At 65.0% G+C, this 22,149-nt stretch carries 23 protein-coding genes; 20 read left to right on the top strand and 3 right to left on the bottom strand.

What is annotated here, in order from left to right:
- Positions 1-7: 7 nt before the first annotated feature.
- Both ACT3TP_RS01430 and ACT3TP_RS01435 read right to left on the bottom strand, forming a co-directional pair.
- Positions 8-613: a hypothetical protein gene (locus ACT3TP_RS01430; RefSeq protein WP_444618932.1), complete on the bottom strand. Its 606-nt coding sequence runs from the start codon at positions 611-613 to the stop codon at positions 8-10.
- A 58-nt stretch (positions 614-671) separates the two neighbouring features.
- A complete protein-coding gene (locus tag ACT3TP_RS01435) occupies positions 672-2,030 on the bottom strand; it encodes a DUF349 domain-containing protein (RefSeq protein ID WP_105569036.1) in 1,359 nt (452 codons plus the stop codon).
- Positions 2,031-2,173: 143 nt separating this feature from the next.
- On the opposite strand from ACT3TP_RS01435, the gene hisS reads away from it, so the two are divergent.
- From hisS to ACT3TP_RS01455, 4 genes are all read left to right on the top strand, one after another.
- Positions 2,174-3,499 carry a histidine--tRNA ligase gene (gene hisS, locus ACT3TP_RS01440; RefSeq protein ID WP_444615658.1) on the top strand — a complete coding sequence of 442 codons (1,326 nt, stop codon included), beginning with the start codon at positions 2,174-2,176 and terminating at the stop codon, positions 3,497-3,499.
- A 72-nt stretch (positions 3,500-3,571) separates the two neighbouring features.
- Positions 3,572-5,368, top strand: a complete 1,797-nt coding sequence (gene aspS / locus ACT3TP_RS01445; RefSeq protein WP_096284818.1) for an aspartate--tRNA ligase — start codon at positions 3,572-3,574, stop codon at positions 5,366-5,368.
- 172 nt (positions 5,369-5,540) lie between these two features.
- The gene (locus tag ACT3TP_RS01450; protein WP_444618935.1) at positions 5,541-6,659 is read left to right on the top strand and encodes a hypothetical protein; all 1,119 of its coding nucleotides are present in this window, start codon (positions 5,541-5,543) and stop codon (positions 6,657-6,659) included.
- Positions 6,652-6,975: a PadR family transcriptional regulator gene (locus ACT3TP_RS01455; protein WP_096284814.1), complete on the top strand. Its 324-nt coding sequence runs from the start codon at positions 6,652-6,654 to the stop codon at positions 6,973-6,975. The genes ACT3TP_RS01450 and ACT3TP_RS01455 overlap by 8 nt, the downstream gene beginning before the upstream one ends.
- Here ACT3TP_RS01455 and dtd read toward each other — a convergent pair.
- A complete protein-coding gene (gene dtd / locus ACT3TP_RS01460; protein ID WP_096284812.1) occupies positions 6,972-7,409 on the bottom strand; it encodes a D-aminoacyl-tRNA deacylase in 438 nt (145 codons plus the stop codon). The genes ACT3TP_RS01455 and dtd overlap by 4 nt on opposite strands.
- Before the next feature lie 45 nt (positions 7,410-7,454).
- Here dtd and ACT3TP_RS01465 point away from each other — a divergent pair, with 45 nt between their 5' ends.
- From ACT3TP_RS01465 to ACT3TP_RS01540, 16 genes are all read left to right on the top strand, one after another.
- Positions 7,455-8,828: a replication-associated recombination protein A gene (locus tag ACT3TP_RS01465; RefSeq protein ID WP_444618937.1), complete on the top strand. Its 1,374-nt coding sequence runs from the start codon at positions 7,455-7,457 to the stop codon at positions 8,826-8,828.
- Between the two features lie 190 nt (positions 8,829-9,018).
- Complete coding sequence (gene rpsD / locus ACT3TP_RS01470) at positions 9,019-9,642, top strand: 30S ribosomal protein S4 (protein WP_096284810.1); 624 nt, start codon at positions 9,019-9,021, stop codon at positions 9,640-9,642.
- A 124-nt stretch (positions 9,643-9,766) separates the two neighbouring features.
- Positions 9,767-10,138 (top strand): DUF948 domain-containing protein, encoded by a 372-nt coding sequence (locus ACT3TP_RS01475; RefSeq protein ID WP_096284808.1) that lies wholly within the window; start codon positions 9,767-9,769, stop codon positions 10,136-10,138.
- An 11-nt stretch (positions 10,139-10,149) separates the two neighbouring features.
- Positions 10,150-10,359: a hypothetical protein gene (locus tag ACT3TP_RS01480; protein WP_096257770.1), complete on the top strand. Its 210-nt coding sequence runs from the start codon at positions 10,150-10,152 to the stop codon at positions 10,357-10,359.
- A 19-nt stretch (positions 10,360-10,378) separates the two neighbouring features.
- Entirely contained in the window at positions 10,379-13,069 is a 2,691-nt protein-coding gene (gene alaS, locus ACT3TP_RS01485) for an alanine--tRNA ligase (RefSeq protein ID WP_444618939.1), read from the top strand.
- Positions 13,062-13,535: a Holliday junction resolvase RuvX gene (gene ruvX / locus ACT3TP_RS01490; RefSeq protein WP_105552163.1), complete on the top strand. Its 474-nt coding sequence runs from the start codon at positions 13,062-13,064 to the stop codon at positions 13,533-13,535. The genes alaS and ruvX overlap by 8 nt, the downstream gene beginning before the upstream one ends.
- A gap of 32 nt (positions 13,536-13,567) precedes the next feature.
- Positions 13,568-14,893, top strand: a complete 1,326-nt coding sequence (gene mltG, locus ACT3TP_RS01495; RefSeq protein ID WP_444618941.1) for an endolytic transglycosylase MltG — start codon at positions 13,568-13,570, stop codon at positions 14,891-14,893.
- The gene (locus tag ACT3TP_RS01500; RefSeq protein ID WP_105552161.1) at positions 14,893-15,720 is read left to right on the top strand and encodes a shikimate dehydrogenase family protein; all 828 of its coding nucleotides are present in this window, start codon (positions 14,893-14,895) and stop codon (positions 15,718-15,720) included. Before mltG ends, ACT3TP_RS01500 begins: the two co-directional genes overlap by 1 nt.
- A gap of 29 nt (positions 15,721-15,749) precedes the next feature.
- Positions 15,750-16,949: a chorismate synthase gene (gene aroC, locus ACT3TP_RS01505; protein WP_096284798.1), complete on the top strand. Its 1,200-nt coding sequence runs from the start codon at positions 15,750-15,752 to the stop codon at positions 16,947-16,949.
- 7 nt (positions 16,950-16,956) lie between these two features.
- Positions 16,957-17,451 (top strand): shikimate kinase, encoded by a 495-nt coding sequence (locus ACT3TP_RS01510; RefSeq protein ID WP_096284796.1) that lies wholly within the window; start codon positions 16,957-16,959, stop codon positions 17,449-17,451.
- A 62-nt stretch (positions 17,452-17,513) separates the two neighbouring features.
- Positions 17,514-18,605 carry a 3-dehydroquinate synthase gene (gene aroB / locus ACT3TP_RS01515; protein ID WP_096284794.1) on the top strand — a complete coding sequence of 364 codons (1,092 nt, stop codon included), beginning with the start codon at positions 17,514-17,516 and terminating at the stop codon, positions 18,603-18,605.
- 2 nt (positions 18,606-18,607) lie between these two features.
- Positions 18,608-19,138, top strand: a complete 531-nt coding sequence (locus ACT3TP_RS01520; RefSeq protein WP_105552159.1) for a tetratricopeptide repeat protein — start codon at positions 18,608-18,610, stop codon at positions 19,136-19,138.
- 83 nt (positions 19,139-19,221) lie between these two features.
- On the top strand, positions 19,222-19,782 hold the full coding sequence (gene efp, locus ACT3TP_RS01525) for an elongation factor P (protein ID WP_105552158.1): 561 nt from the start codon (positions 19,222-19,224) through the stop codon (positions 19,780-19,782).
- Positions 19,782-20,192, top strand: a complete 411-nt coding sequence (gene nusB / locus ACT3TP_RS01530; RefSeq protein ID WP_096284788.1) for a transcription antitermination factor NusB — start codon at positions 19,782-19,784, stop codon at positions 20,190-20,192. Before efp ends, nusB begins: the two co-directional genes overlap by 1 nt.
- 420 nt (positions 20,193-20,612) lie before the next feature.
- Positions 20,613-21,182, top strand: a complete 570-nt coding sequence (pyrR, locus tag ACT3TP_RS01535) for a bifunctional pyr operon transcriptional regulator/uracil phosphoribosyltransferase PyrR (RefSeq protein ID WP_105552157.1) — start codon at positions 20,613-20,615, stop codon at positions 21,180-21,182.
- The gene (locus tag ACT3TP_RS01540) at positions 21,179-22,141 is read left to right on the top strand and encodes an aspartate carbamoyltransferase catalytic subunit (RefSeq protein ID WP_105552156.1); all 963 of its coding nucleotides are present in this window, start codon (positions 21,179-21,181) and stop codon (positions 22,139-22,141) included. The genes pyrR and ACT3TP_RS01540 overlap by 4 nt, the downstream gene beginning before the upstream one ends.
- The last annotated feature ends 8 nt before the right edge of the window (positions 22,142-22,149 follow it).

The following is a 22,149-nucleotide window of genomic DNA, read 5'->3' on the forward strand; positions in this document are numbered from 1 at the left end:
GTTCGCTTTATGCCGCGCGCGCCTGGTAGGACTGCACCAGCCGCAGCGCGCGTTCCACCGGGGGAGCGGAATCGAGTCCCGCGAGCCGTTCGCCCACGGCGGCCAGGTTCAGGAACGGATCCTGGAGCCGCTGGATCTGGTTGAGCACGCTCGTCGCGATCGGCAACGGGTCGAAGCAGGCCACATCGCACACGGTGCGCAGCAATCCGGTGAGCTTCACCCGCTTGCGGTTCACCAGATCCGCCTCCTCGATCGGCAACTGCACAAATTCGAAGCTCAGCGAATTTCCGGGGCGGTAGGGCCGATGGTAGGCATTCGAAGAGATGCAGATCGTATTCACATGCGGCAGCAATCCGTGGATCCAGGCCGCGGTTTGCTGGCAGAACACGTCGGCTCTGCCCAGCTGGCGCCCGGCGAGGAACGCGGCGATGCCGGCGCGGGCGCTCGAGTCATAACGGAACCTGGTCTCCACAAAGCACCCGCCAATGGATTCGCGCAGCAGCCCATGGGTTTCCATGGCGCCGAGCTCATTGCGGGTGAAGGGTTCGCCGACGATGAACAGGTCTTCGGGGATACGCAACGCGGCGACGCGCTGTCTCGTAGCTTTCTCCATGAAGCTACTGAACCAGCAAGCGCCGCCGCGTAGGGGGTGTTCTGCCGAACTGTGGATTCTAGTCCAGGTCGGCTGCCGACTTCTCCAGGGTGTTCAACCACATCTGGCGGGCGTCCAAGGCCTCCTGGGCCTTGGCAATGCGCTTGGCATTGCCCTGCTTCTTCGCCGCTTCAAGATCCGCTTCGAGAGCCGCGATAGTCTCCTGCAGCTGGGTGAGCATCGAATTCGAGCGGGCCTTGGTCTCCGGGTTGGAACGGCGCCACTGCTCGTCTTCGGCGCCCTTGACGCCCTCTTCGACCTGGCGCAGCGCCGATTCGACACGCTGCAGATCCGCGCGCGGAACCTTGCCTGCCTCTTCCCAGCGGCCGCGGATGACGTCGAGCTTCTGCTTGGTGATGGCCAGATCCTTCACCGGCAGCAGCGCGCGGGCCTCTTCGAGCAGGGCCTCCTTCACCACGAGGTTCTGCGCGTATTCGGCGTCGACCTTCGCGTTTTCGGCGGCGCGGGCCTGGAAGAACACATCCTGTGCGGCTCGGAAGCGGCTCCAGAGCGCGTCGTCGTCCTTGCGCGAGGCACGGCGGGACTTCTTCCACTCGTCCATCAGCTTGCGGTACTCGGCGGCGGTTCCCGCCCAGTCGGTGGAGCTCGCGAGCGCCTCGGCGCGCGCGATCAGCTCTTCCTTAACGGTTTTGGCCTGCGCGTTGGTCGCGTCCAGCTGGGAGAAGTAGGCGCGGCGGTGCCGGTCGAAGGTGGTGCGGGCGGCGCGGAAGCGCTTCCACAGGGCATCTTCGGTGGCACGTGGCAACCGCACGGAGGAACGCTGGGTTTCCTTCCACGTGTCGAACAGCTCGTTCATCTCGGAGGACGCGGTCTTCCACTGGATCTGCTCGGGACGCTTCCCGGCCAGTGCCTCGGCCTGCTCGACCAGTCCTTCGCGGACCTTGAGCTGCTCGGCGCGAGCGGCCTCATTCGCCTGGCGCTGTGCGGCGGACAGGGTGCTCACCGCGCCGCGCAAGGACTCGATGCGGGCCTCGATGGCGCGGATGTCGCCGACCAGGTGGCGTTCGGCCACGGTCGCTGCGAGGGTGTCGAGGGTTTTGGGCATGTCGCCGCTGGGCGCCTTGGCCGCGACGCGCTGTTCGAGCAGCATCAGCTGCGAGACGACGTCATCGTACTTGCGCACGAAGTAGGCCAGGGCCTCTTCTTCGCTGGCGTCCGGGTACTGCCCGACCGGATGCTCGGTGCCGTCGATGATGACAAACACGTGCCCATCGTCGGTCACACGGGCAAATTTGGCCGCTTCTTCGAGGGGAGTGCTGTGGTCGACGGGCTGAGCCACTACCGGCTTCGCCACTGGCTTATGGGCCTGTGGCAAGGGGATGTTCGGGCTGTCGTCGGATTTCTGACTGGTGGTCACCGCTGAAACTCTTTCGCTTTACTGTTCGCTTGCTAGAGGTAACTCTACCTGTGACCTCCGTTTCTTAGTAAGCCGACGTGCACAGTAATCCAATGTGTTGCGTCGTAGGATAGATGGGCAACCAATTTGTACTAAGGAGTTTCATGGCACGCAAGGCCTCACTATCAGGTTTCCCCGAATGGCTTCCGGCCGAGCGGGCCGTCGAACAGCATGTGCTGGACACCTTGCGTCGCACCTTCGAACTCCATGGCTTCGCCAATATCGAAACGCGCGCGGTGGAAACCCGCGGGCAGCTGCTGCGCAAGGGCGAAATCGACAAGGAAGTCTACGGGCTCTCCCGGCTGGCCGCCGAAGCTGAGGACAAGAACGACCCCAACGCGCTGGCGCTGCACTTCGATCTGACCGTGCCCTTCGCCCGCTACGTGGTGGAAAACGCCGGACACCTGGCCTTCCCGTTCCGCCGCTACCAGATGCAGAAGGTCTGGCGTGGCGAGCGCCCGCAGGACGGGCGCTTCCGCGAATTCACCCAGGCGGATATCGACGTCGTCGGCGAGGGCAGCTTGCCCTTCAGCTACGACGTGGAGCTCGCGCTGACCATCGCGGATGCGCTCTCCGCCCTGCCCATCGGCGACTTCCGGCTGCGCGTGAACAACCGCAAGCTGGCCGAGGGCTTCTACCGCGGGCTGGGCCTGGAAGACCCGGACGCGGTGCTGCGCGCCATCGACAAGCTGGAGAAGATCGGCGAAGACGGCGTCGCCAAGATCCTGGTCACCGAGCTCGGGGCCAGCGAAGAGCAGGCCCGTGCCGCGCTGGCGCTCGCGGCGATCCGCACCCTGGACACCGGTTTCGTCGCCCAGGTGCGCGCCCTGGGCGTGGAGCACGAATTGCTGGACACCGGGCTCGACGAGCTCGCCCAGGTCATCGACGCCGCCTCGAAGCGTGCCCCGGGCAAGGTGATGGCGGATCTGTCCATCGCCCGCGGGCTGGATTACTACACCGGCACCGTCTATGAGACGGTGCTCGTCGGACACGAGTCCCTCGGTTCGATCTGCTCCGGCGGACGCTACGAATCGCTGGCCTCGAAGGGCAAGAAGAACTACCCGGGGGTGGGCCTGTCCATCGGTGTCACCCGGCTGATCTCGCGCATCCTCGCCGAGGAGCTGGCCAGCGCCGCGCGCGCCGTGCCCTCGGTGGTATATGTCACCTTGGCCAACGCCGATTCCTGGCACCAGGCCCAAGACGTCGCCTCCGCGCTGCGTGCCCGCGGCATCGCCTGCGAGGTGGCCTCGAGTGCCGAGAAGTTCGGCAAGCAGATCAAGTACGCTGACCGCCGCGGGATTCCGTTCGTCTGGTTCACCCAGGAGGACGGCACTCACGAGGTGAAGGACATCCGCTCCGGCGAGCAGCTGGCCGCGGATGCCGCCAGCTGGACGCCGCCGGCCGAAGATCTGCACAACACCGTCAACTAGCTGCGGTGCACTAAACTCGTCATCGAGAAGAACTGAAGAGATTTCACGTCTCAACCGACCGAAAGGATCGTAGTGCTACGCACTCATCAGCTGGGCGAACTCCGCGCCGAGCACATTGGACAGCAGGTCACCCTCACCGGTTGGGTCGCGCGTCGACGCGACCACGGTGGTGTGGCGTTCCTCGATTTGCGCGACGCCTCCGGCTTCGCCCAGATCGTGGTGCGCGACGAAGAGGACTTCCACCCGCTGCGCAATGAATTCGTGCTGCAGATCAAGGGCACCGTTGAGCGTCGCCCCGAGGGCAACGAGAACCCGAACCTGCCAACCGGTGAGATCGAGGTGATCGCCGATGAGGTGATCGTGCTGAACACCGCCGCGGCGCTGCCTTTCCAGATCGATGAGCACGTCGAGGTCGGCGAGGAGGCGCGGCTGCGCCACCGCTACCTGGATTTGCGCCGGCCGACCCCGGCCCGCAACCTGCGTCTGCGCTCCGAGGTCAACCGTGCCGCGCGCAACCTGCTGCACGACGAGGGCTTCGTCGAGATCGAAACCCCGACGCTGACCCGTTCCACTCCGGAAGGCGCCCGCGACTTCGTCGTGCCCGCCCGACTGAGCCCGGGCGCCTGGTACGCGCTGCCGCAGTCCCCGCAGCTGTTCAAGCAGCTCTTGCAGGTCGGCGGCTTCGAGAAGTACTACCAGATCGCGCGCTGCTACCGCGATGAGGACTTCCGTGCGGACCGCCAGCCGGAATTCACCCAGCTGGATATCGAGGCTTCCTTCGTCGAGGAAGATGACATCATCGAGCTCGGCGAGAAGCTGGTCAAGGAAATCTGGTCGTTGATCGACGTTGAGATCCCGACCCCGATCCGCCGTATGACCTACGCCGACGCGATGTCCAGCTACGGTTCGGACAAGCCGGATCTGCGCTTCGGCCTGGAACTGACCGAGATGACCGAGTACTTCGCGAACACTTCCTTCAAGGTCTTCCAGTCCGCCTATGTCGGCTCCGTGGTCATGCCAGGTGGCGCCGCGCAGCCGCGCCGCACCCTGGATGCCTGGCAGGAATTCGCCAAGCAGCGCGGCGCGAAGGGACTTGCCTACGTGCTGCTGAAGGAAGACGGCGAGCTGGCCGGCCCGGTGGCGAAGAACCTCTCCGATGAGGAGAAGGCCGGGTTGGCGCAGGCCACCGGCGCGAAGCCCGGTGACTGCATCTTCTTCTCCGCCGGCGACAAGGCCGAATCCCGGGCATTGCTCGGTGCGGTGCGCGTGGAGATCGGGCACCGCACCGGGTTGATCAAGGACGGCGACTGGGCGTTCGTGTGGATCGTTGATGCGCCGATGTTCGAGCCAGCCTCCGCGGCCGTCGCTTCCGGCGACGTGGCGGTGGGCGCCGGCGCCTGGACCGCAGTGCACCACGCCTTCACCAGCCCGAAGCCAGAGTTCATGGACACCTTCGACACGGATCCGGGCTCGGCCCTGTCCTACGCCTACGACATCGTCTGCAACGGCAACGAAATCGGTGGCGGTTCGATCCGTATCCACCAGCGCGACGTGCAGGAACGTGTCTTCAAGCTGATGGGCGTGTCCGACGAGCAGGCGCAGACCCAGTTCGGCTTCCTGCTGGAGGGCTTCAAATTCGGCGCTCCGCCGCATGGCGGCATCGCCCTGGGCTGGGACCGCGTGCTGCAGCTGCTCACCGGTTCCGAGTCGATCCGCGACGTCATCGCCTTCCCGAAGACCGGTGGCGGATTCGATCCGCTGACTGCCGCTCCTGCGCCGATCACCCCGGCGCAGCGCAAGGAAGCGGGCATCGATTTCAAGCCCGAGAAGAAGAAGGCCGAGGCCCCGGTGGCCGAAGCCGCCAAGTAGGTTCATAGTTCAGCTTCGCGGACTACAGCCGCAAGGAGCAGGTTGAAACGATTATTCGTTTCAACCTGCTCCTTTTTTGTTTTCGAACAGCTGCGGTGTCGTTGGACACGGGATAATTTTTGAACTAGGTTGAATTTTGACCTAGTTATCTGAAGGCAGTTCGGAGCAGCCAATGTCCCCGGAATCTCCCAGCGGAATCATCGAAGAGTACCCAGAAGCAGACCGCTCATGGGCCCAAACTTTCCTGGTTTCCATCGCTTGGAACGACCTCTCCAACGAGCAATGCCGCAACGAGCTGCGCAATCAGCTTGCTGCCGTGCACGATAGCGGTACCGGTGCCGACGAACTGTTTGGCGATCCGTGGAAATACGGCGTGCAACGTGCCCAAGCAACGCTTACGCCCCAGCAGCGGGCCAACGCAGAGCTCACGGTGCAGACCGGTACCGCGCTGCTCGCCGTCGTTGGCATGCTGGCCGGGCTGATCTGCGTGGGCTTCGGCCTATGGATTGGCTTCCGCGACGGATGGGCGAATTATTCATGGCACTACTGGCAGCTGGCGGCCCTGGCCGGAGGGGTTGGCATTGCCGCTTCGGCCCACCTTTGGTGGTTCTACCGCTTGAAGGGGCGTTTCGAAGCTTCCTGGCTGATCGGTATTTCCGGGTGCCTGGCAAGCATCGCCGCGGCTATTGGGATCGCCGTCCTTGGCGGCGAAGGCCACCTGCCGGTGCCAAATTGGCTGGCGCCGCTCCTTGGGGCGGCGGCAGCGCTCGGCTCCTGGTTCCTGCCCTTCACCAGGGCCGAGGAAAAACCCTCAGCCAGCACGACGGCAGCCCTTGATCCGAGCGGCTGGTTCGACGAGGTAGCGCGGTTGCTGCGTGGCCGCTACGGAATGAACGCGAAGGAAGCCCGGGAGGCACTGGCTGCGGCACGCCAGCATGGTTCCGATCTCGGTGCGGCAGGAAGCAGCGTGGACATGCTCGAGGAATTCGGGTCACCCAGCACCTTTGCCATCGGGCTGGCGGTGAATACCGAAAGTGCGCTCAAGCGGCGCTGGCTGCTCCGTCGTCTGCTGCCGCTGGCCGTCGCATGCGTCTATGGCATGAGCCTTATTCCGGAGCTGCTGGAAGCAGGGATCAGCGGTTGGAATATTTTCATCGCGATAGCATTCATGGTGTTCATCGGCATCTCGCTCTACCAGCTGCGCCGCGCCGATCGGGCGGACTACGTGCAAGCCAAGCTTGCCGAACGCCGGGCGCATGCACAGGCGCTGCAGGAAGGCCGCGATGAGTAGCGAATTTCCCGGCTCCTGGCAGCGCGCGATGCTGCCGATGCTATTGCTTGCAGAGCTGTCCGGCGGTCAAGCGCATGGCTATGCGCTGTCCAAATCCTTGCAGGAACGCGGATTCGGGCCGATCAAGGGCGCGACGCTCTATCCCGCACTGGCCAAGCTGGAAGCCTCCGGATTGCTCGGAACACGGTGGGAGGAAGGCCAAGGCGGACCGGGGCGAAAAGTCTACGAGCTCTCCGCCGCCGGCCGCTCCGAACTGCAGGCACAGCGCGCCAGCTTCGACCGGCTCGTGCACTTGGTCCGGGCCACGGGCCGCTAGGCCAGCTCTGCGGAATCCACGATCACCGTGAATGGGCCGGAATTTGTGAGGTTGACCTCCATCATCGCGCCGAACACCCCGGTCTCCACGCTGGCGCCGAGGTCACGCAGGTAGTCCACGAAGTATTCGTAGAGCGGTTCGCTGTGCGCGCCGGGCGCCGCCGCCGACCAGGAGGGGCGTCGGCCCTTGCGCACCGCGGCGTAGAGCGTGAACTGGCTGACCACCAGCAGCGGCGCGCCAAGCGATTCGCAGCTTGCCTCGTCCTCCAAGATGCGCAGCCCGTAGATCTTCTGCGCCACCTTGCGGGCGGTAGCCTCGTCATCCTCGTGCGTGATGCCTAGAAGCACCACGAGCCCCGGGCCCGGTAGCTGCCCGACGATCGAACCCTCGACTTCGACGCTGGCCCGGCTGGCTCGTTGTAATACTGCGCGCATGTGATCCTTTCTTCGCAGCTACCAGAGTATCGGTAGGCTGGGGGAGTGAACGATTTGCTGGATGCCCTGGACGACGGTTCGATCAAGCGCCCGCGCCCGCCGCTGGCGGTGCGCATGCGCCCCAAGACGCTCGATGAGCTGGTCGGCCAGCAGCACCTGCTGGGGCCCGGTTCCCCGCTGCGCCAGCTCGCCGAGCACCCGGAAACCGGGTTGGCCGGCCCGGCCAGCGTGATTCTCTACGGCCCGCCGGGCATCGGCAAGACCACCATCGCGCATGTGATCGCCCGCGCCACGGACCGCAAATTCGTCGAGCTCTCGGCGATCACCGCCGGGGTGAAGGATGTGCGCCGGGTGATCGACCAGGCCAAGGACGACCGCGACCTGCGCGGGATGACCACCGTGCTGTTCCTCGACGAGATCCACCGCTTCAACAAGGCCCAGCAGGATGCGCTGCTGCCCGGGGTGGAGAACCGGGTGGTGGTGCTCGTCGCGGCCACCACCGAAAACCCGTCCTTCTCGGTGATCTCGCCGCTGCTCTCGCGCTCGCTGCTGCTGACCCTGCGCCCGCTGACCGACGCGGATGTGGCCGCGCTGCTGGAGCGGGCGGTTGACGATGAGCGCGGCTTCGATGCGCAGGTGATCCTGCCGGCCGAGCAGCGCGACGCGATCGTGCGCCTGGCCCAGGGCGATGCCCGCCGTTCGCTCACCGTGCTGGAAGCCGCTGGCGCGGTGGCCTGGAATGCCGCCGGAACCGCGGGGCAGCCGCCGATCGAGATCGGCGACGAGCATGTGCAGCTGGCCATGGACCAGGCGGTGCAGCGCTACGACAAGGACGGGGACCAGCACTACGACATCATCTCCGCGTTCATCAAGTCGATCCGCGGCTCGGATGTGGATGCGGCCCTGCACTATCTGGCGCGCATGCTTTCGGCCGGGGAGGACCCGCGGTTCATCGCCCGCCGGCTGATGATCAGCGCCTCGGAGGATATCGGCATGGCCGATCCCACCGCGCTGCCGCTGGCGGTGGCCGCCGCGCAGTCGGTGGCGCTGACCGGGATGCCGGAGGCGCGGATCATGCTCGGGCACGCCACCGTGCACCTGGCCACCGCGCCGAAGTCCAACGCCGCCTACAACGCGATCAACGAGGCGCTGGCCGACGTGGCCGCCGGCAAGGGCGCGCTGGTCCCGGACCATCTGCGCGACGCGCACTACCCGGGGGCCAAGGCGCTGGGCCACGGGGTGGGCTACATCTACTCCCACGATGCCCCGCATTCGATCGCCAGCCAGCAGTACCTGCCCGATGACCTGATCGGCACCGACTACTACCGCCCCAACGCCAACGGGACCGAACGCTCGCTGAGCGATCGGCTGGCGCGGCTGCGCGAGATCATTCGGCGCAAGGACAAGAAGAAACGTTAGCGAGCTTCGTTACAGCTCACCTGCTGGCCGGGGTGCATCGTGTAGACTTGATCCTTGGCTGGCAAGCCATGCCACCCGCGCGAGTCATCGTTCGGGAGGCAAGGTTGCAGTGGTCGAGGGCCGCGACGCCCCAACACTCTCCGTCCCGGAGGCCAGTAGATCCCGTCGCTAAAACGAAAAGGACACACATATGGCTAACGCCCGTGCCCGCCGTACCGTGCGCCTCTCGCGCGCACTCGGCCTTGCCCTGACTCCAAAAGCTGAAAAGTACATGGAGCGTCGTCCCTACGGTCCCGGCCAGCATGGCCGTGCCCGCAAGAAGCAGGACAGCGATTACGCGGTTCGTCTGCGCGAAAAGCAGCGTTTGCGTGCCCAGTACGGCATCCGCGAAGTTCAGATGCTGAACGCATTCAAGGAAGCCAAGCGCCTCGGCGGCCAGACCGGTGACAACCTGTTGGCACTGCTCGAGTCCCGCCTGGATGCCCTGGTGCTGCGTGCAGGCTTCGCCCGCACCATCCAGCAGGCCCGTCAGCTGGTTGTGCACCGCCACATCCTGGTTAACGGCCAGCGCGTGGACCGTCCATCGTTCAAGGTGCAGCCGGGTCAGCTGATCCACGTGCACGAACGCAGCGAGAAGATGGTTCCATTCCAGATGGCAGCAGCAGGTGAGCACTCACAGGTGCTGCCAGCAGCTCCTGCCTACCTGGACGTGAAGCTGGAAGCCTTGCAGGCTACCTACCTGCGCGCTCCTGAGCGTGCAGAGATCCCAGTGACCTGCGAAGAGAACCTCGTGGTCGAGTACTACGCACGCTAAATCTAGCGCGTGTTCAATGGCCCGCAACCGACTCGGTTGCGGGCCATTGGCTTAACTACCTATATCAGCTCGCGGTTCGCTAAGCTGGACTGGCAGCAAACACCCAAAGCAGAAGAGGAAGCACATGTCGGGTTCGGATATTGCAGGGCTCATCGCAGCCGGCGTCTTTGCCATTCTGGTGGCATTGTTGGCGGTGCCGATCATCAAGTTGGGCAGGGTGTTTGATGAGCTTCGCAACTCGATCAAGGACCTCTCGGACGGGACGACCCCGCTGATTGGCGAAGTTGCCAATACCGTCGCCACGACCAACGACCAGCTCAAGAAGGTCGACGCGATCACCTCGAACGTCTCCGATGCGAGCGCCAACGTCTCCGCGCTGTCCTCCTTGGTGGCAGCCACCGTGGGCAAGCCACTGATCAAGATCGCCGCATTCACCTCGGGTGTGCAGGCAGCGATCAATGCGAACACCAGCGGCAAGGGCCGCCGCAGCCGTTAGGGGAGACTAGAATGAAAAAGCTTTTGTGGGTTGTTATCGGCGTGGGCGTCGGAGTCCTCGCCACCAAGAAATACACCGAAGTATCCTCCGGGGCGGCCCTGAACCGTCAGGTCGGCAAGTACGCCGACCGCATCTCGGAGGTAGTGGGGGCATTCCGCGAAGGAATGAACTCCCGCGAAGTAGAATTACGTTCCGCCTTGGGCGTGGACACCGCTAAGTGAAGGGATCATCCGTAACACGATGAAAACGCAGGAAATTGCACGCCGCTGGGTCGACTTCTTCGTCGCGAAGGGGCACACAGCGGTACCCAGCGCCTCGCTGGTCTCATCTGACCCGTCGCTGTTGTTCACGGTGGCCGGCATGGTCCCATTCATCCCTTACCTGACCGCCCAGGAGGAGGCGCCGTACGCGCGCGCCACCTCGGTGCAGAAGTGCATCCGCACCGGAGACATCGAAGAGGTCGGCAAGACCGTACGCCACGGCACGTTCTTCCAGATGTGCGGCAACTTCTCCTTCGGCGACTACTTCAAGAAGGAAGCGATCCACTTCGCCTGGGAGCTGCTGACCGGTTCGCTCGCGGACGGCGGCTACGGCCTGGATCCCGAACGCCTCTGGGTCACCGTCTACGAAGACGGCGCGGAGAAGGACGAAGAAGCCCGGCGCATCTGGGAAGAGCAGATCGGCATCCCGCGCGAACGCGTGGTGGGCACCGGCAAGGAAGACAACTACTGGAACACCGGCCAGCCCGGCCCCGGCGGTCCCTGCTCGGAGATCTACTACGACCGCGGCGCGGCGTACGGCCTGGACGGGGGACCGGCGGTCGACGAAACCCGTTTCATCGAAATCTGGAACCTGGTCTTCATGCAGTACCGGCTCTCCGCGGTGCGTTCCAAAACCGATTTCGACGTCGCCGGCGAACTGCCCAAGCGCAATATCGACACCGGCCTGGGACTCGAACGCCTGGCGATGATCCTGCAGGGCGTGGAGAACATGTACGAGACCGACCAGCTGCGTCCGGTGCTCGACAAGGCCGCCGAACTTGCCGGCATCGTTTACACCTCCACCGAGGACCCGGAAGATCCGAACCACGCCAACGACGTGCGCCTGCGCATGATCGCGGACCATATCCGCTCCTCGCTGATGCTCATCTCCGATGGCGTCACCCCCGGCAACGAGGGCCGCGGCTACGTGCTGCGCCGGCTGATCCGCCGCGCGGTGCGCGCCATGCGCCTGATGGGCGTGGACTCCGAGGTGCTCCCCGAGCTGCTGCCGGTCTCGCGTGACGCGATGAAGGGCGTCTACCCGATCGTCGAAGAGGACTTCGCCCGCATCGGGCGCATCGCCTACGCCGAGGAGCGCGCCTTCCGCCGCACCATCGCCTCGGGCACCACCCGGCTGGACGACGCGCTGAAGCAGGCCAAAACCGCGGGCCGCGAGCTGACCGGCGACGACGCCTTCGCGCTGCACGACACCTTCGGCTTCCCGATCGACCTGACCCTGGAGATCGCCGCCGAGGCGGGCCTGGCGGTGGACGAAAAGCGCTTCCGCGAACTGATGACCGAACAGCGCACCCGGGCGCAGAAGGACGCGAAGTCCAAGAAGGCCGGGCATGCGGACCTGTCGGTGTTCACCAAGCTCGCCGAGGCGGGCAAGGTGGAGTTCACCGGCTACGACACGCTGGTGGGCGAATCGAAGATCCGCGGCATCGTCGCCGACGGCCAGGTGGTGAACTTCGCCGAACAGGGCCAGGAAATCGAGCTGGTGCTCGACGAGACCCCGTTCTACGCCGAGGCCGGCGGCCAGGCCGGCGACATCGGCCTGATCACCGGCGACGGCTTCGTGCTGGAGGTCACCGACGTGCAGGCCCCAATCAAGGGGCTGAACGTGCACAAGGTGATCGTGCGCGAAGGCGAACTTCCCGCCGAGGCGCTGGTGCGCACCCAGGTTGACGCGGCGCGCCGCCACTCCGGGGAGCAGGCCCACTCGGCCACGCACCTGGTGCACGCGGCCCTGCGCGAGCTGCTCGGGGACACCGCCACCCAGGCCGGTTCCTTCAACAAGGCCGGATACCTGCGCTTTGACTTCTCCTGGGCCGAGGCGCTTTCCGCACAGGCCCGCACCGAGGTCGAAGAGGTGGTGAACCTGGCGATCGCCTCGAACCACCAGGTGATCACCAACGAGATGGCCATGGCCGAGGCGCAGAAGCTGGGCGCGATGAGCCTCTTCGGCGAAAAGTACGGCAACGCCGTGCGCGTGGTGGAGATGAACGGGGCCTGGTCGCGCGAGCTGTGCGGTGGCACCCACGTGCCGTCCACCTCCCGCATCGGGCAGCTGACCCTGCTCTCCGAGGCTTCGGTGGGTTCGGGCAACCGCCGCGTCGAAGCGCTGGTGGGCATGGAGGCGTTCCGCCACGGGGCCGCCGAGCGTGCGCTGGTTTCCGAGCTCTCGGGCCTGTTCCGCGTGCCGTCCAACCAGGTTTCCGAGCGCGTGAACGACACGGTGGCGAAGCTGAAGGCCGCCGAGAAGCAGATCGCGGAGCTCAAGAGCGCCGCGATGCTCGCCCAGTCGGCCAGCCTGCTGGAGCAGGTGCAGACCATCGGCAACACCCGGCTGCTGGCGCACAACGCCGGGCAGATCGATTCGGCCGACGCGCTGCGCACCATGGCCCTTGACCTGCGCGGCAAGCTCGGCGCGCAGGCCGCGGTGATCGTGCTGATCGGCGTGTCGAATTCCCGTCCGCTGGTGCTCGCGGTGACCAACGACGAGGCGCGCGCCAACGGCTTCAAGGCCGGCGCGCTGGTGCGCACCGCAACCGGGGTGCTCGGCGGCGGCGGCGGCGGCAAGGACGATATGGCCCAGGGCGGCGGCGCGGACGAATCGAAGATCGACGACGCGCTGGCCGCAATCCGGGCGGCCCTTGCCAATGGCTAAGCTAGCGTTCGGCGTCGACGTGGGCCTGGCCCGCGTCGGCGTCGCCGTCTCCGATCCGTCGGGAATCCTCGCCACCCCGGTGATGACCCTGCGCCGCGATGTGAAGAAGAACTCCGATCGCCGCCTGCTCTTGCGCATGATCGTTGACCGTGAGGTCTCCGAGGTGTTCATCGGGGAACCGAAATCCCTGGCCGGGAATTCCACGGAATCCACGAAAATGGCTCGTGACTACGCGATAGCCTTGGCCGAGGAGGCAAATGCGGCTAGCATCGAGGTTGAGATTTTCTTGGTTGACGAGCGTTTGAGCACGGTCAGCGCGCACCGCTCGTTGCACGCCTCGGGGCGCCGCATGCAAGACCATCGTCAGGTCGTTGACCAGGCGGCCGCCATTGAAATCCTGCAACAGGTGCTTGAAATGCGACGTAATGGTGTGCGCGTTCAAGCCAGCCGCATCGTGCTGAAGTAACAGCGCGCCGCGAGAATCCACAGGGAGAATTGATGCGAGAAGAAGCCCGCCGCGAACGGCAGCGTGAAACCTTTTCCGAGCTTTACGCGCGTTTTGCAGCCGGCGAGCCGCAAGGCCTCGCAACACCAACTACCCCGGAACTGACCGGTGAGCAGCTCTACGGCGGTGTAGATTCGGCCGCGGCCGAGCTGCACCGCGAGCCGGAACCGGCCATGGCAGACGCCGAGCCGCAGCCGGCGCCCGAGTCCTTGCTCGGCACGGTGCCCGCCAGCGGCGCGGCGAAGGCGCGCAAGAAGCGCAGCAAACGCCGCCGCAACCTGGTGATGCTCGCAACCTTCTTGATCTTCGCCGTCGTGGTCGCCGGGTCCTTCTATTTCATCCGTTCGCTGGTCAAGCAGTTCAACCCGGATGACTACCCGGGCCCGGGCGGCCAAGCGGTCGAATTCACCGTGGAGGACGGCTGGGGTCCGGCGCTGATCTCGCGCAAGCTCGAGGAACTCGACGTGGTGGCCAGCGACAAGCTGTTCATGGACGCGCTGGAGGACTCGAAGGCGGACAATGTGGTCATTCACCCCGGAACCTATCCGCTGAAGCTGCAGATGCCAGCCGCGGACGCGACCGAGGTGCTGGTCGATAATCGTCCGGACAAGGTCTTCTACATCGGGTTGAAGGCGAATCTGCGGCTACAGGCCTCGCTGGCCGAAATCGCCAAGGGCTCCGGGCTCGACGAGAAGAAATTGGGCGAGCTGGCGAACCAGCCCGAGAAGTTCGGGCTGCCCGAGTCGGTGAAGAACCTCGAAGGCTGGCTGCACCCGGGCGAATACCGTTTTGCCCTGGATACCAGCGCCGAGAAGGTGCTCACCGAACTGGTGGATTCGACCAAGACCGCCTTGCAAGATGCCGGAGTCAATGACCTGGGCGAAGGCTACCGGGCGTTGAAGGTCGCCTCGATTCTGCAGGCCGAAGCCACCCCGAAGGACTATGCCACGGTGGCCGGAGCCATCGAAAACCGGTTGAACCCGAACAACGTGGAGACCCATGGCCTGCTGCAGACCGACTCCACGGTGATCTACGGGCTTGACCGGTACTCCTTGCAGTTCACCGCGACCGAGAAAAGGGACGCAGGCAACCAGTACAACACCTATGTGCACACCGGGCTGCCGCCGACCCCGATCGGTTCCCCGGCAACCTCCGCGATCGATGCGGCGGTCAACCCGGCGGATAACGGCTTCTACTACTGGGTGACGGTCAATACGCAGAGCGGCGAGACGAAATTCGCCTCGAACTATGCCGAGCACCAGGTGAACCAGAACGAATTCCGCGCCTGGTGCGCGGCGAATGCGGAGGTCTGCAAGTAATGCGCGCCGCCGTCTTGGGCCAACCCATCAAGCATTCCAAATCCCCGGTGCTGCATCGGGCGGCCTATGAGCTGCTCGGCGCCGACATCGACTATCGGGCCATCGAGCTGGACCCGTCCCAGGCCCCGGAGCAGGCGGCCAAAATGCGTGCCGGCGGGTGGGCCGGATGTTCGGTGACCATGCCGTTGAAGGATGTCTTCGTTCCGCTGATGGATGAGGTTTCACCGCGCGTGGCGCGCCTGGGCGCGCTGAACACCATCGTGGTGCGCCCCGACGGCGCCCTCTTTGGGCAGAATACCGACGTGGACGGGATCGTGCTGGCGCTGGCCGACGCGCGGCTGCGCCAAGCATCGAGGGCCACCGTGCTGGGCGCCGGCAATACGGCCTTGGCGGCCATCGAAGCGGCCGCGGAACTTGGCGTCGAGGAACTCAAGCTGGTGGTGCGCGACGCCACCCGTGCGCAGCGGGCCACCGCACTGGCCGGCCAGCTGGGCCTGCGCGTGCAGCTGGTGCAGGTGCAGGATCTGGGTGCCGGCGGCATCGCCGCGGACCACCTGGTGATCAGCACGCTGCCGCCGCGCGCCGCCGACAGCTGGGTGCCGCATCTGGGCCGCGGCCAGGGGCTGCTGCTGGATGTCGCCTATGACCCGTGGCCGAGCAAACTGGCCGAGTCCTGGGCCGGCACGGTGATCTCCGGGCTTCATATGCTGGTGCACCAGGCGGTGGAGCAGGCCCGTTATTTCAGCGCCGCAGACTTCGACACGCACACCCGCGAAAACGTCACAAATGCGATGTATCGCTCACTGGGGCTTCATCGACGCGGTTAATGAGGCCATGTCATGGCAAAATAGAATCCATGTTGCGTTGGTTGACGGCGGGCGAATCACACGGCCCGGCACTAGTTGGAATTCTTGAAGGCCTACCCGCCGGAGTCTCGGTGGACAGCGAAGCGGTGCGCGATGCACTGGCTCGGCGGCGCCTGGGCTACGGCCGAGGCGCGCGCATGAAGTTTGAAAAGGACCAGGTCACCTTCCTCGGTGGCGTGCGCCACGGAAAGACCCAGGGCGGACCGGTAGCCATCGAAATCGGGAACACCGAATGGCCCAAATGGGAACGCGTGATGAACTCGGACCCGGTTGACCTGGACGAACTGGCCTCGATGGCGCGCAACGCGCCGCTGACCCGCCCGCGTCCGGGGCACGCGGACTTCACCGGCATGCAGAAGTACGGTTTCGACGATGCCCGTCCGGTGCTCGAGCGCGCCAGCGCCCGCGAAACCGCGGCCCGCGTGGCCCTCGGCTCGGTAGCCCAGGCCTTTCTGGCCGATCTGGGCATCGAACTCGTCTCGCACACCACCGCCATCGGCGCCGTCGCGGCGCCCCTCGACGCACCGCTGCCCACCCTGGGGGACGTTGCGGCGTTGGACGCGGATCCATTGCGCTGCTTCCACGGGGAGACCTCGGCCGCCATGGTCGCCGAGGTCGATGACGCGCACAAGGCGGGGGAGACCCTGGGCGGCGTCGTGGAGGTGCTGGCCTACAACCTGCCTCCGGGCATCGGCTCCTACGTGCATTGGGACCGCCGGCTGGACTCCCGGCTGGCCGGCGCGCTGATGGGCATTCAGGCCATCAAGGGTGTTGAGGTCGGCGACGGCTTCCTCACCGCCGCCCGACGCGGTTCGGCCGCCCACGACGCGATCGTGCCGGCCACCGCGGGCGGAATCAAGCGCGAAACCAATCGAGCCGGCGGCATCGAGGGCGGCATGAGCATCGGCGAGGTGCTGCGCGTGCGTGCGGCGATGAAGCCGATCGCCACCGTGCCGCGCGCCCTGGCCACCATCGACACGGCCACCGGCGAGGAAACCACCGCCCACCACCAGCGTTCGGATGTGTGCGCGGTGCCTGCCGCCGGCGTTGTCGCCGAGGCGATGGTCGCACTGGTCCTGGCCCAGTCGCTGCTGGAGAAGTTCGGCGGAGACTCGGTCACCGAAACCAAGCGCAATATCCAAAGCTACCTGGCCAGCATTCCCGCCAATCTAGGGTCGACCGGAGTCTAACCGGCAGATGATTTACCTCATTGGGCCGATGGCCAGCGGCAAGTCAACTGTGGGCAAGGCGCTGGCCAAGGCGCTGGGCACCGATTTCGCCGATTCCGACGCGCACATCGTCGCCGCCCATGGTTCGATTCCGCAGATCTTTGCCGAACACGACGAAGCCTACTTCCGTGATCTGGAGGTCGCCGCACTGGCCGAACTGCGGGCCGGGGTGATCGCCACCGGCGGCGGGGCCGTGCTGCGCGAAGAAAACCAGGCGGTGCTGCGCGGCGGGACCGTGATCTACTTGGCGATGACCCTCGCCACGGCCAAACGCCGCCTGGCAGGGGATACAAACCGCCCGCTGCTGGCCGGTGACCAAAGCCTCACCACCTGGACCAGGCTCTACGAAGCCCGCCACGATATTTATGAAACCCTTGCTGATCTGACCTTACAGGTGGACAATCTGAGCGTTGCGCAGCTTGTCGAAGCCATCGAGAGCCATGTGATTCACAGCACGAGATAGCGAATCCCGGTACGCTCCCGCGTAGGCTTTACAGATCAGCACCATCAGGAGGATCTTCTCGGATGCCACTAGCACCCACCACACTTCAAGTCACCGGAACCACCCCCGCGGAGTCTTACCCGGTTCTGGTCGGCAACGGACTATTGGGACACCTGCCCGAACTGCTGGGCTCGGCGGTTAAGAAGGTCCTGGTGATCCACCCGCGGGCCTTGCGCGCCACCGGAGACGTGGTCCGCGACGATCTGGAAAAGGCCGGTTTCACCTCGCTGACCGCGGAAATCCCGGATGCCGAAGAGGGCAAGCACATTCAGGTTGCCGGGTTCTGCTGGGAAGTCCTGGGGAAGAACGACTTCACCCGCACCGACGCCGTGGTTGCCGTGGGCGGCGGAGCCGTCACCGACGTGGCAGGCTTCGTGGCGGCCACCTGGCTGCGCGGGGTCAAGGTCATCCACATTCCCACCTCGCTGCTGGGCATGGTCGACGCGGCCGTGGGCGGCAAGACCGGCATCAACACCGCCGAGGGCAAGAACCTGGTCGGTGCCTTCCACCCACCGGCCGGCGTGCTCGCGGATCTCGACGCTTTGGCAACGCTGCCGAAGAACGAACTGGTCACCGGGCTGGCCGAAGCGGTCAAGTGCGGGTTCATCGCCGACGAGCGCATTCTGGAACTGATCGAAGAGGATCCAGAAGACGCCATCCGCCCCGACAGCGCACGGCTGCGCGAAATCATCGAACGCACCATCGCGGTGAAGGTCGAGGTGGTCTCCAAGGACCTGAAGGAATCGGGTCCGCGCGAATTCTTGAACTATGGCCACACCCTGGGCCACGCGATCGAGCTTTCCGAGCGCTATGCGATGCGCCACGGGGCCGCGGTCTCCATCGGGCTGTGCTTTGCCGCGGAACTAGGCCGTTCGGTGGGCTACACCTCCGATGCGGTGACCGATCGGCACTTCAGCATCCTGAAGTCCCTGGGCTTGCCCACCAGCTACCGCAACGACAAGTGGATGGCCTTGCTGGACGGCATGAAGCGCGACAAGAAAACCCGTGGCGACCAGCTGCGCTTCGTGGTACTCGAAGCCATCGGCAAGCCGCGTATCTACGAGGTGCCGGATAACTCGCTGTTATTCGCCGCCTACCAAGAAATCGGAGAGTAAGCATGAGCGAATTCACCGCATACGCCATCGACGTCGCATCGGTGAACCACGACGGCGTGGGCACCTCCATCGACGGAGTATTGATCGACCCGAGCAACCTGCGGCCATTCATCACCGATGAACAAGCCGCGGACCGTTCGATGCGCTCTGGCACCCCGACCGACCAGGTGGTGATCCACATGGCCCGCGGGGAACTGGCCCAGGCCGGCAACCTGATCGCCGAGTCGCGGTTAAGCGACCCGACCAACGCGCACCTGCGCGTGCTGGATACCGAATTGACCCGGCTGCAAGGTGATTTCGATCGCGCGATCAATCGCCTGCGCAAGCTGGTGGACGAATTCTCCGGCACCTACTACGAGCCGCTGATGCAGCACCACCTGGCGATGTCCTTCTTCGAAAAGGGCGACTACAAGGCCGCGGCTACCCGCTTCCGTGCGGCCCTGGAGCAGCGCCAGCAGATGGGTTCGGCCGAGCACCTGGTCAACGCGTCGGCCGCATGCCTGGCGCTTGCCGAGGAACGCGCGCGAAATTAGCTCTCACCGCGGTTTGCTATAGTAATAAATGGATTTTTGATAATGCCAGTGCACGCTGGCGAAAATAGAGGATTTGAGGACCCGTGGCGGATACAACTGACATCAAGAATGGTCAGGTCATTAAGATCGATGGCCAACTGTGGACCATCATCGACTTCCAGCACGTCAAGCCGGGCAAGGGCGGCGCATTCGTGCGCACCAAGATGCGCAATGTGCTCTCGGGCAAGGTTCTGGACAAGACCTACAATGCCGGCACCAAGATCGAGCTGGCCAACGTTGACCGCCGCGACTACCAGTACCTCTACCAGGACGGCGAAGACTACGTCTTCATGAACCTGGAAGACTACGACCAGATCACCGTTCCCGGCCAGACCGTGGGCGACTCGGCCGGATTCCTGTTGGAAAATCAGGAACTGACCATTGCCATGTATGACGGCAGCCCACTGTACCTGGAGCTTCCGGCCTCGGTCATCCTGGAAATCACCTACACCGAACCGGGCCTTCAGGGCGACCGCTCCTCGGCAGGCACCAAGTCGGCAACCCTGGAAACCGGCAAGGAAATCCAGGTTCCGCTGTTCGTCGATCAGAACACCAAGGTGAAGGTTGATACCCGCACCGGCGATTACCTGGGACGTGTCTCCTAGTGAGGGCCCGCGCCAAGGCGCGTCGTCGTGCACTTGAGTTTCTTTTCGAAGCCGAGGCCCGCGACGTCGATGCGCTCAGCGTAGCCATCGCGCGCCGCGAAAATTCTGACATCGTGCTCAACGAGTATTCGTTGACGATCCTCGAGGGCGTCACCGCCCACCTGGACCGCATCGACGAGGTGCTCGAAAGCTATGTCAAGGGCTGGACCATCGAGCGGATGCCCGCCGTGGACCGCATGGCGCTGCGCATCGGGGTGTGGGAGCTGCTGTACAACGACGAGGTTCCGGACGCGGTTGCCGTGGCCGAAGCCGTCGTGAATGTGCGCGAGCTGTCCACCGACGAGTCTCCCGAGTTCGTCAACGGCGTGCTCGGACGCATTCAAAGCGTCAAGGACACCCTGGTCGACTGATCCTCGATTCTCCTGAACTACCGCAAGCCGGAACCTGCTGGGTTCCGGCTTGCGGTATTTAACCCGCAGGGTCCCGGCCCCGCGCGTTGCCCCGGAGACAGCACCCGCCCAGGCCTAGGCGATTCTGCGCCGCGACGGGTAGCAGCGTGAAAAACTCAACATTGCTTCTTCGGCATTTCCGAGGATCCGCTGTGGCGAAGCCAACAATTCAAGCCCTTCGAACCTCGGGCGCTGCGGTACTTTCCCGCCAATAGCGGGGCTGGCCGCGCGAGCCCGCATGGCGCCGTGAGGGAGATCACCGCCCATTCAGTGTCATGCATAGCTTTCCGCTAGGGAATGGCGGCCGGATCGTGATAATTTGAACTAGCAATATTCCTTTAAATCCCGTCCCGTGAGGCGGAGAAGGGAGAGGTGCACAGGATGAATGAAAATTCACAGCCCGATGTGGCTCGCACGGTATTGACCGGCGAGGATATCGAACGTGTACTGACCCGTGTGGCCTTCGAGATCATCGAAGCCAACAAGGGCACCGAAGATCTGGTGCTATTAGGCATTCCAAGCCGCGGATATCCGCTGGCCCAACGCCTCGCACGGCGCATCGCCGCTTCCGCGCCGACCCAGCTTGACCCCGCGTCGCTGGTCGGACAGCTGGACATCACCATGTACCGCGACGACCTGCGGCACACCACCACCCGCACCCCGGCGCCAACCCGCCTGCCGGCCGGCGGCATCGACGGCAAGGTCGTCGTGCTGGTGGACGACGTGCTCTACTCCGGACGAACCATCCGCGCAGCCTTGGATGCACTCTCCGATTGGGGACGCCCGCGCATCGTGCGGCTGGCGGTCCTGGTGGACCGCGGGCACCGCGAACTTCCCATCCGCGCGGACCACGTGGGCAAGAACCTGCCCACGGCAAAAAGCGAAAAGGTGCGCGTGCACCTGGCCGAAGTCGATTCAAGCAACGAAGTAGTCATCGAGGCCAGCGCATGAAGCACCTGCTCTCCACCGCGGATCTAAGCCGCGCCGAAGCCATTGCCATCCTCGATATCGCCGAGGAAATGCGCGAAACCGGCACCCGTGAGGTCAAGAAGCTTCCGGCCTTGCGCGGACGCACCGTGGTGAACCTGTTCTTCGAGGACTCCACCCGTACGCGCATCTCCTTCGAGGCCGCCGCCAAGCGGCTGAGCGCGGACGTGATCAACTTCTCCGCCAAGGGCTCGAGCGTGTCCAAGGGCGAATCACTGAAGGACACCGCCCAGACGCTGCTGGCCATCGGCGCCGACGCGGTAGTCATCCGCCACCCGGATTCCGGGGCGCCGGCCCGGCTGGCGGCCACCGACTGGATCGGGCTGCCGATCGTGAACGCCGGAGACGGCACCCACGAGCACCCCACCCAGGCGCTGCTCGACGCCTTCACCCTGCGCCGCCAGCTGGCCCTGCGCGAGGGAGTCAGCCCGGCCGGCCGCGGACTGGACGGATTGAAGGTCGCGATCGTGGGCGACGTCCTGCATAGCCGCGTGGCCCGTTCGAACCTCTGGCTGCTGAACACCCTGGGCGCCTCGGTGACCATGGTCGCCCCGCCGACCCTGCTGCCGGTGGGCGCGAGCGCCTGGCCGTGCACCATCAGCTACAACCTCGACGAGGTCATCGCCTCCGGGGTGGACGCGGTGATGATGCTGCGCGTGCAGGGCGAACGCATGCGAGACGCCTTCTTCCCCAACCCGCGCGAATACTCGCGCTACTGGGGACTGGACGACACCCGGCTGAAGGCCCTGGAAGCCAACGGGGACGAAACCCTCATCCTGCACCCGGGCCCGATGAACCGCGGCCTGGAAATTTCTTCGGCTGCCGCCGACTCGCCGCGTTCGATGGTCCTGGAACAGGTCACCAACGGCGTCGCGGTGCGCATGGCAAGCCTGTATATGCTCCTCTCCGGCGACCTGATCTAAGGAACTGA

Origin of the sequence: Glutamicibacter sp. AOP38-B1-38 (assembly GCF_052377485.1) — a bacterium.
Lineage (GTDB): Bacteria > Actinomycetota > Actinomycetes > Actinomycetales > Micrococcaceae > Glutamicibacter.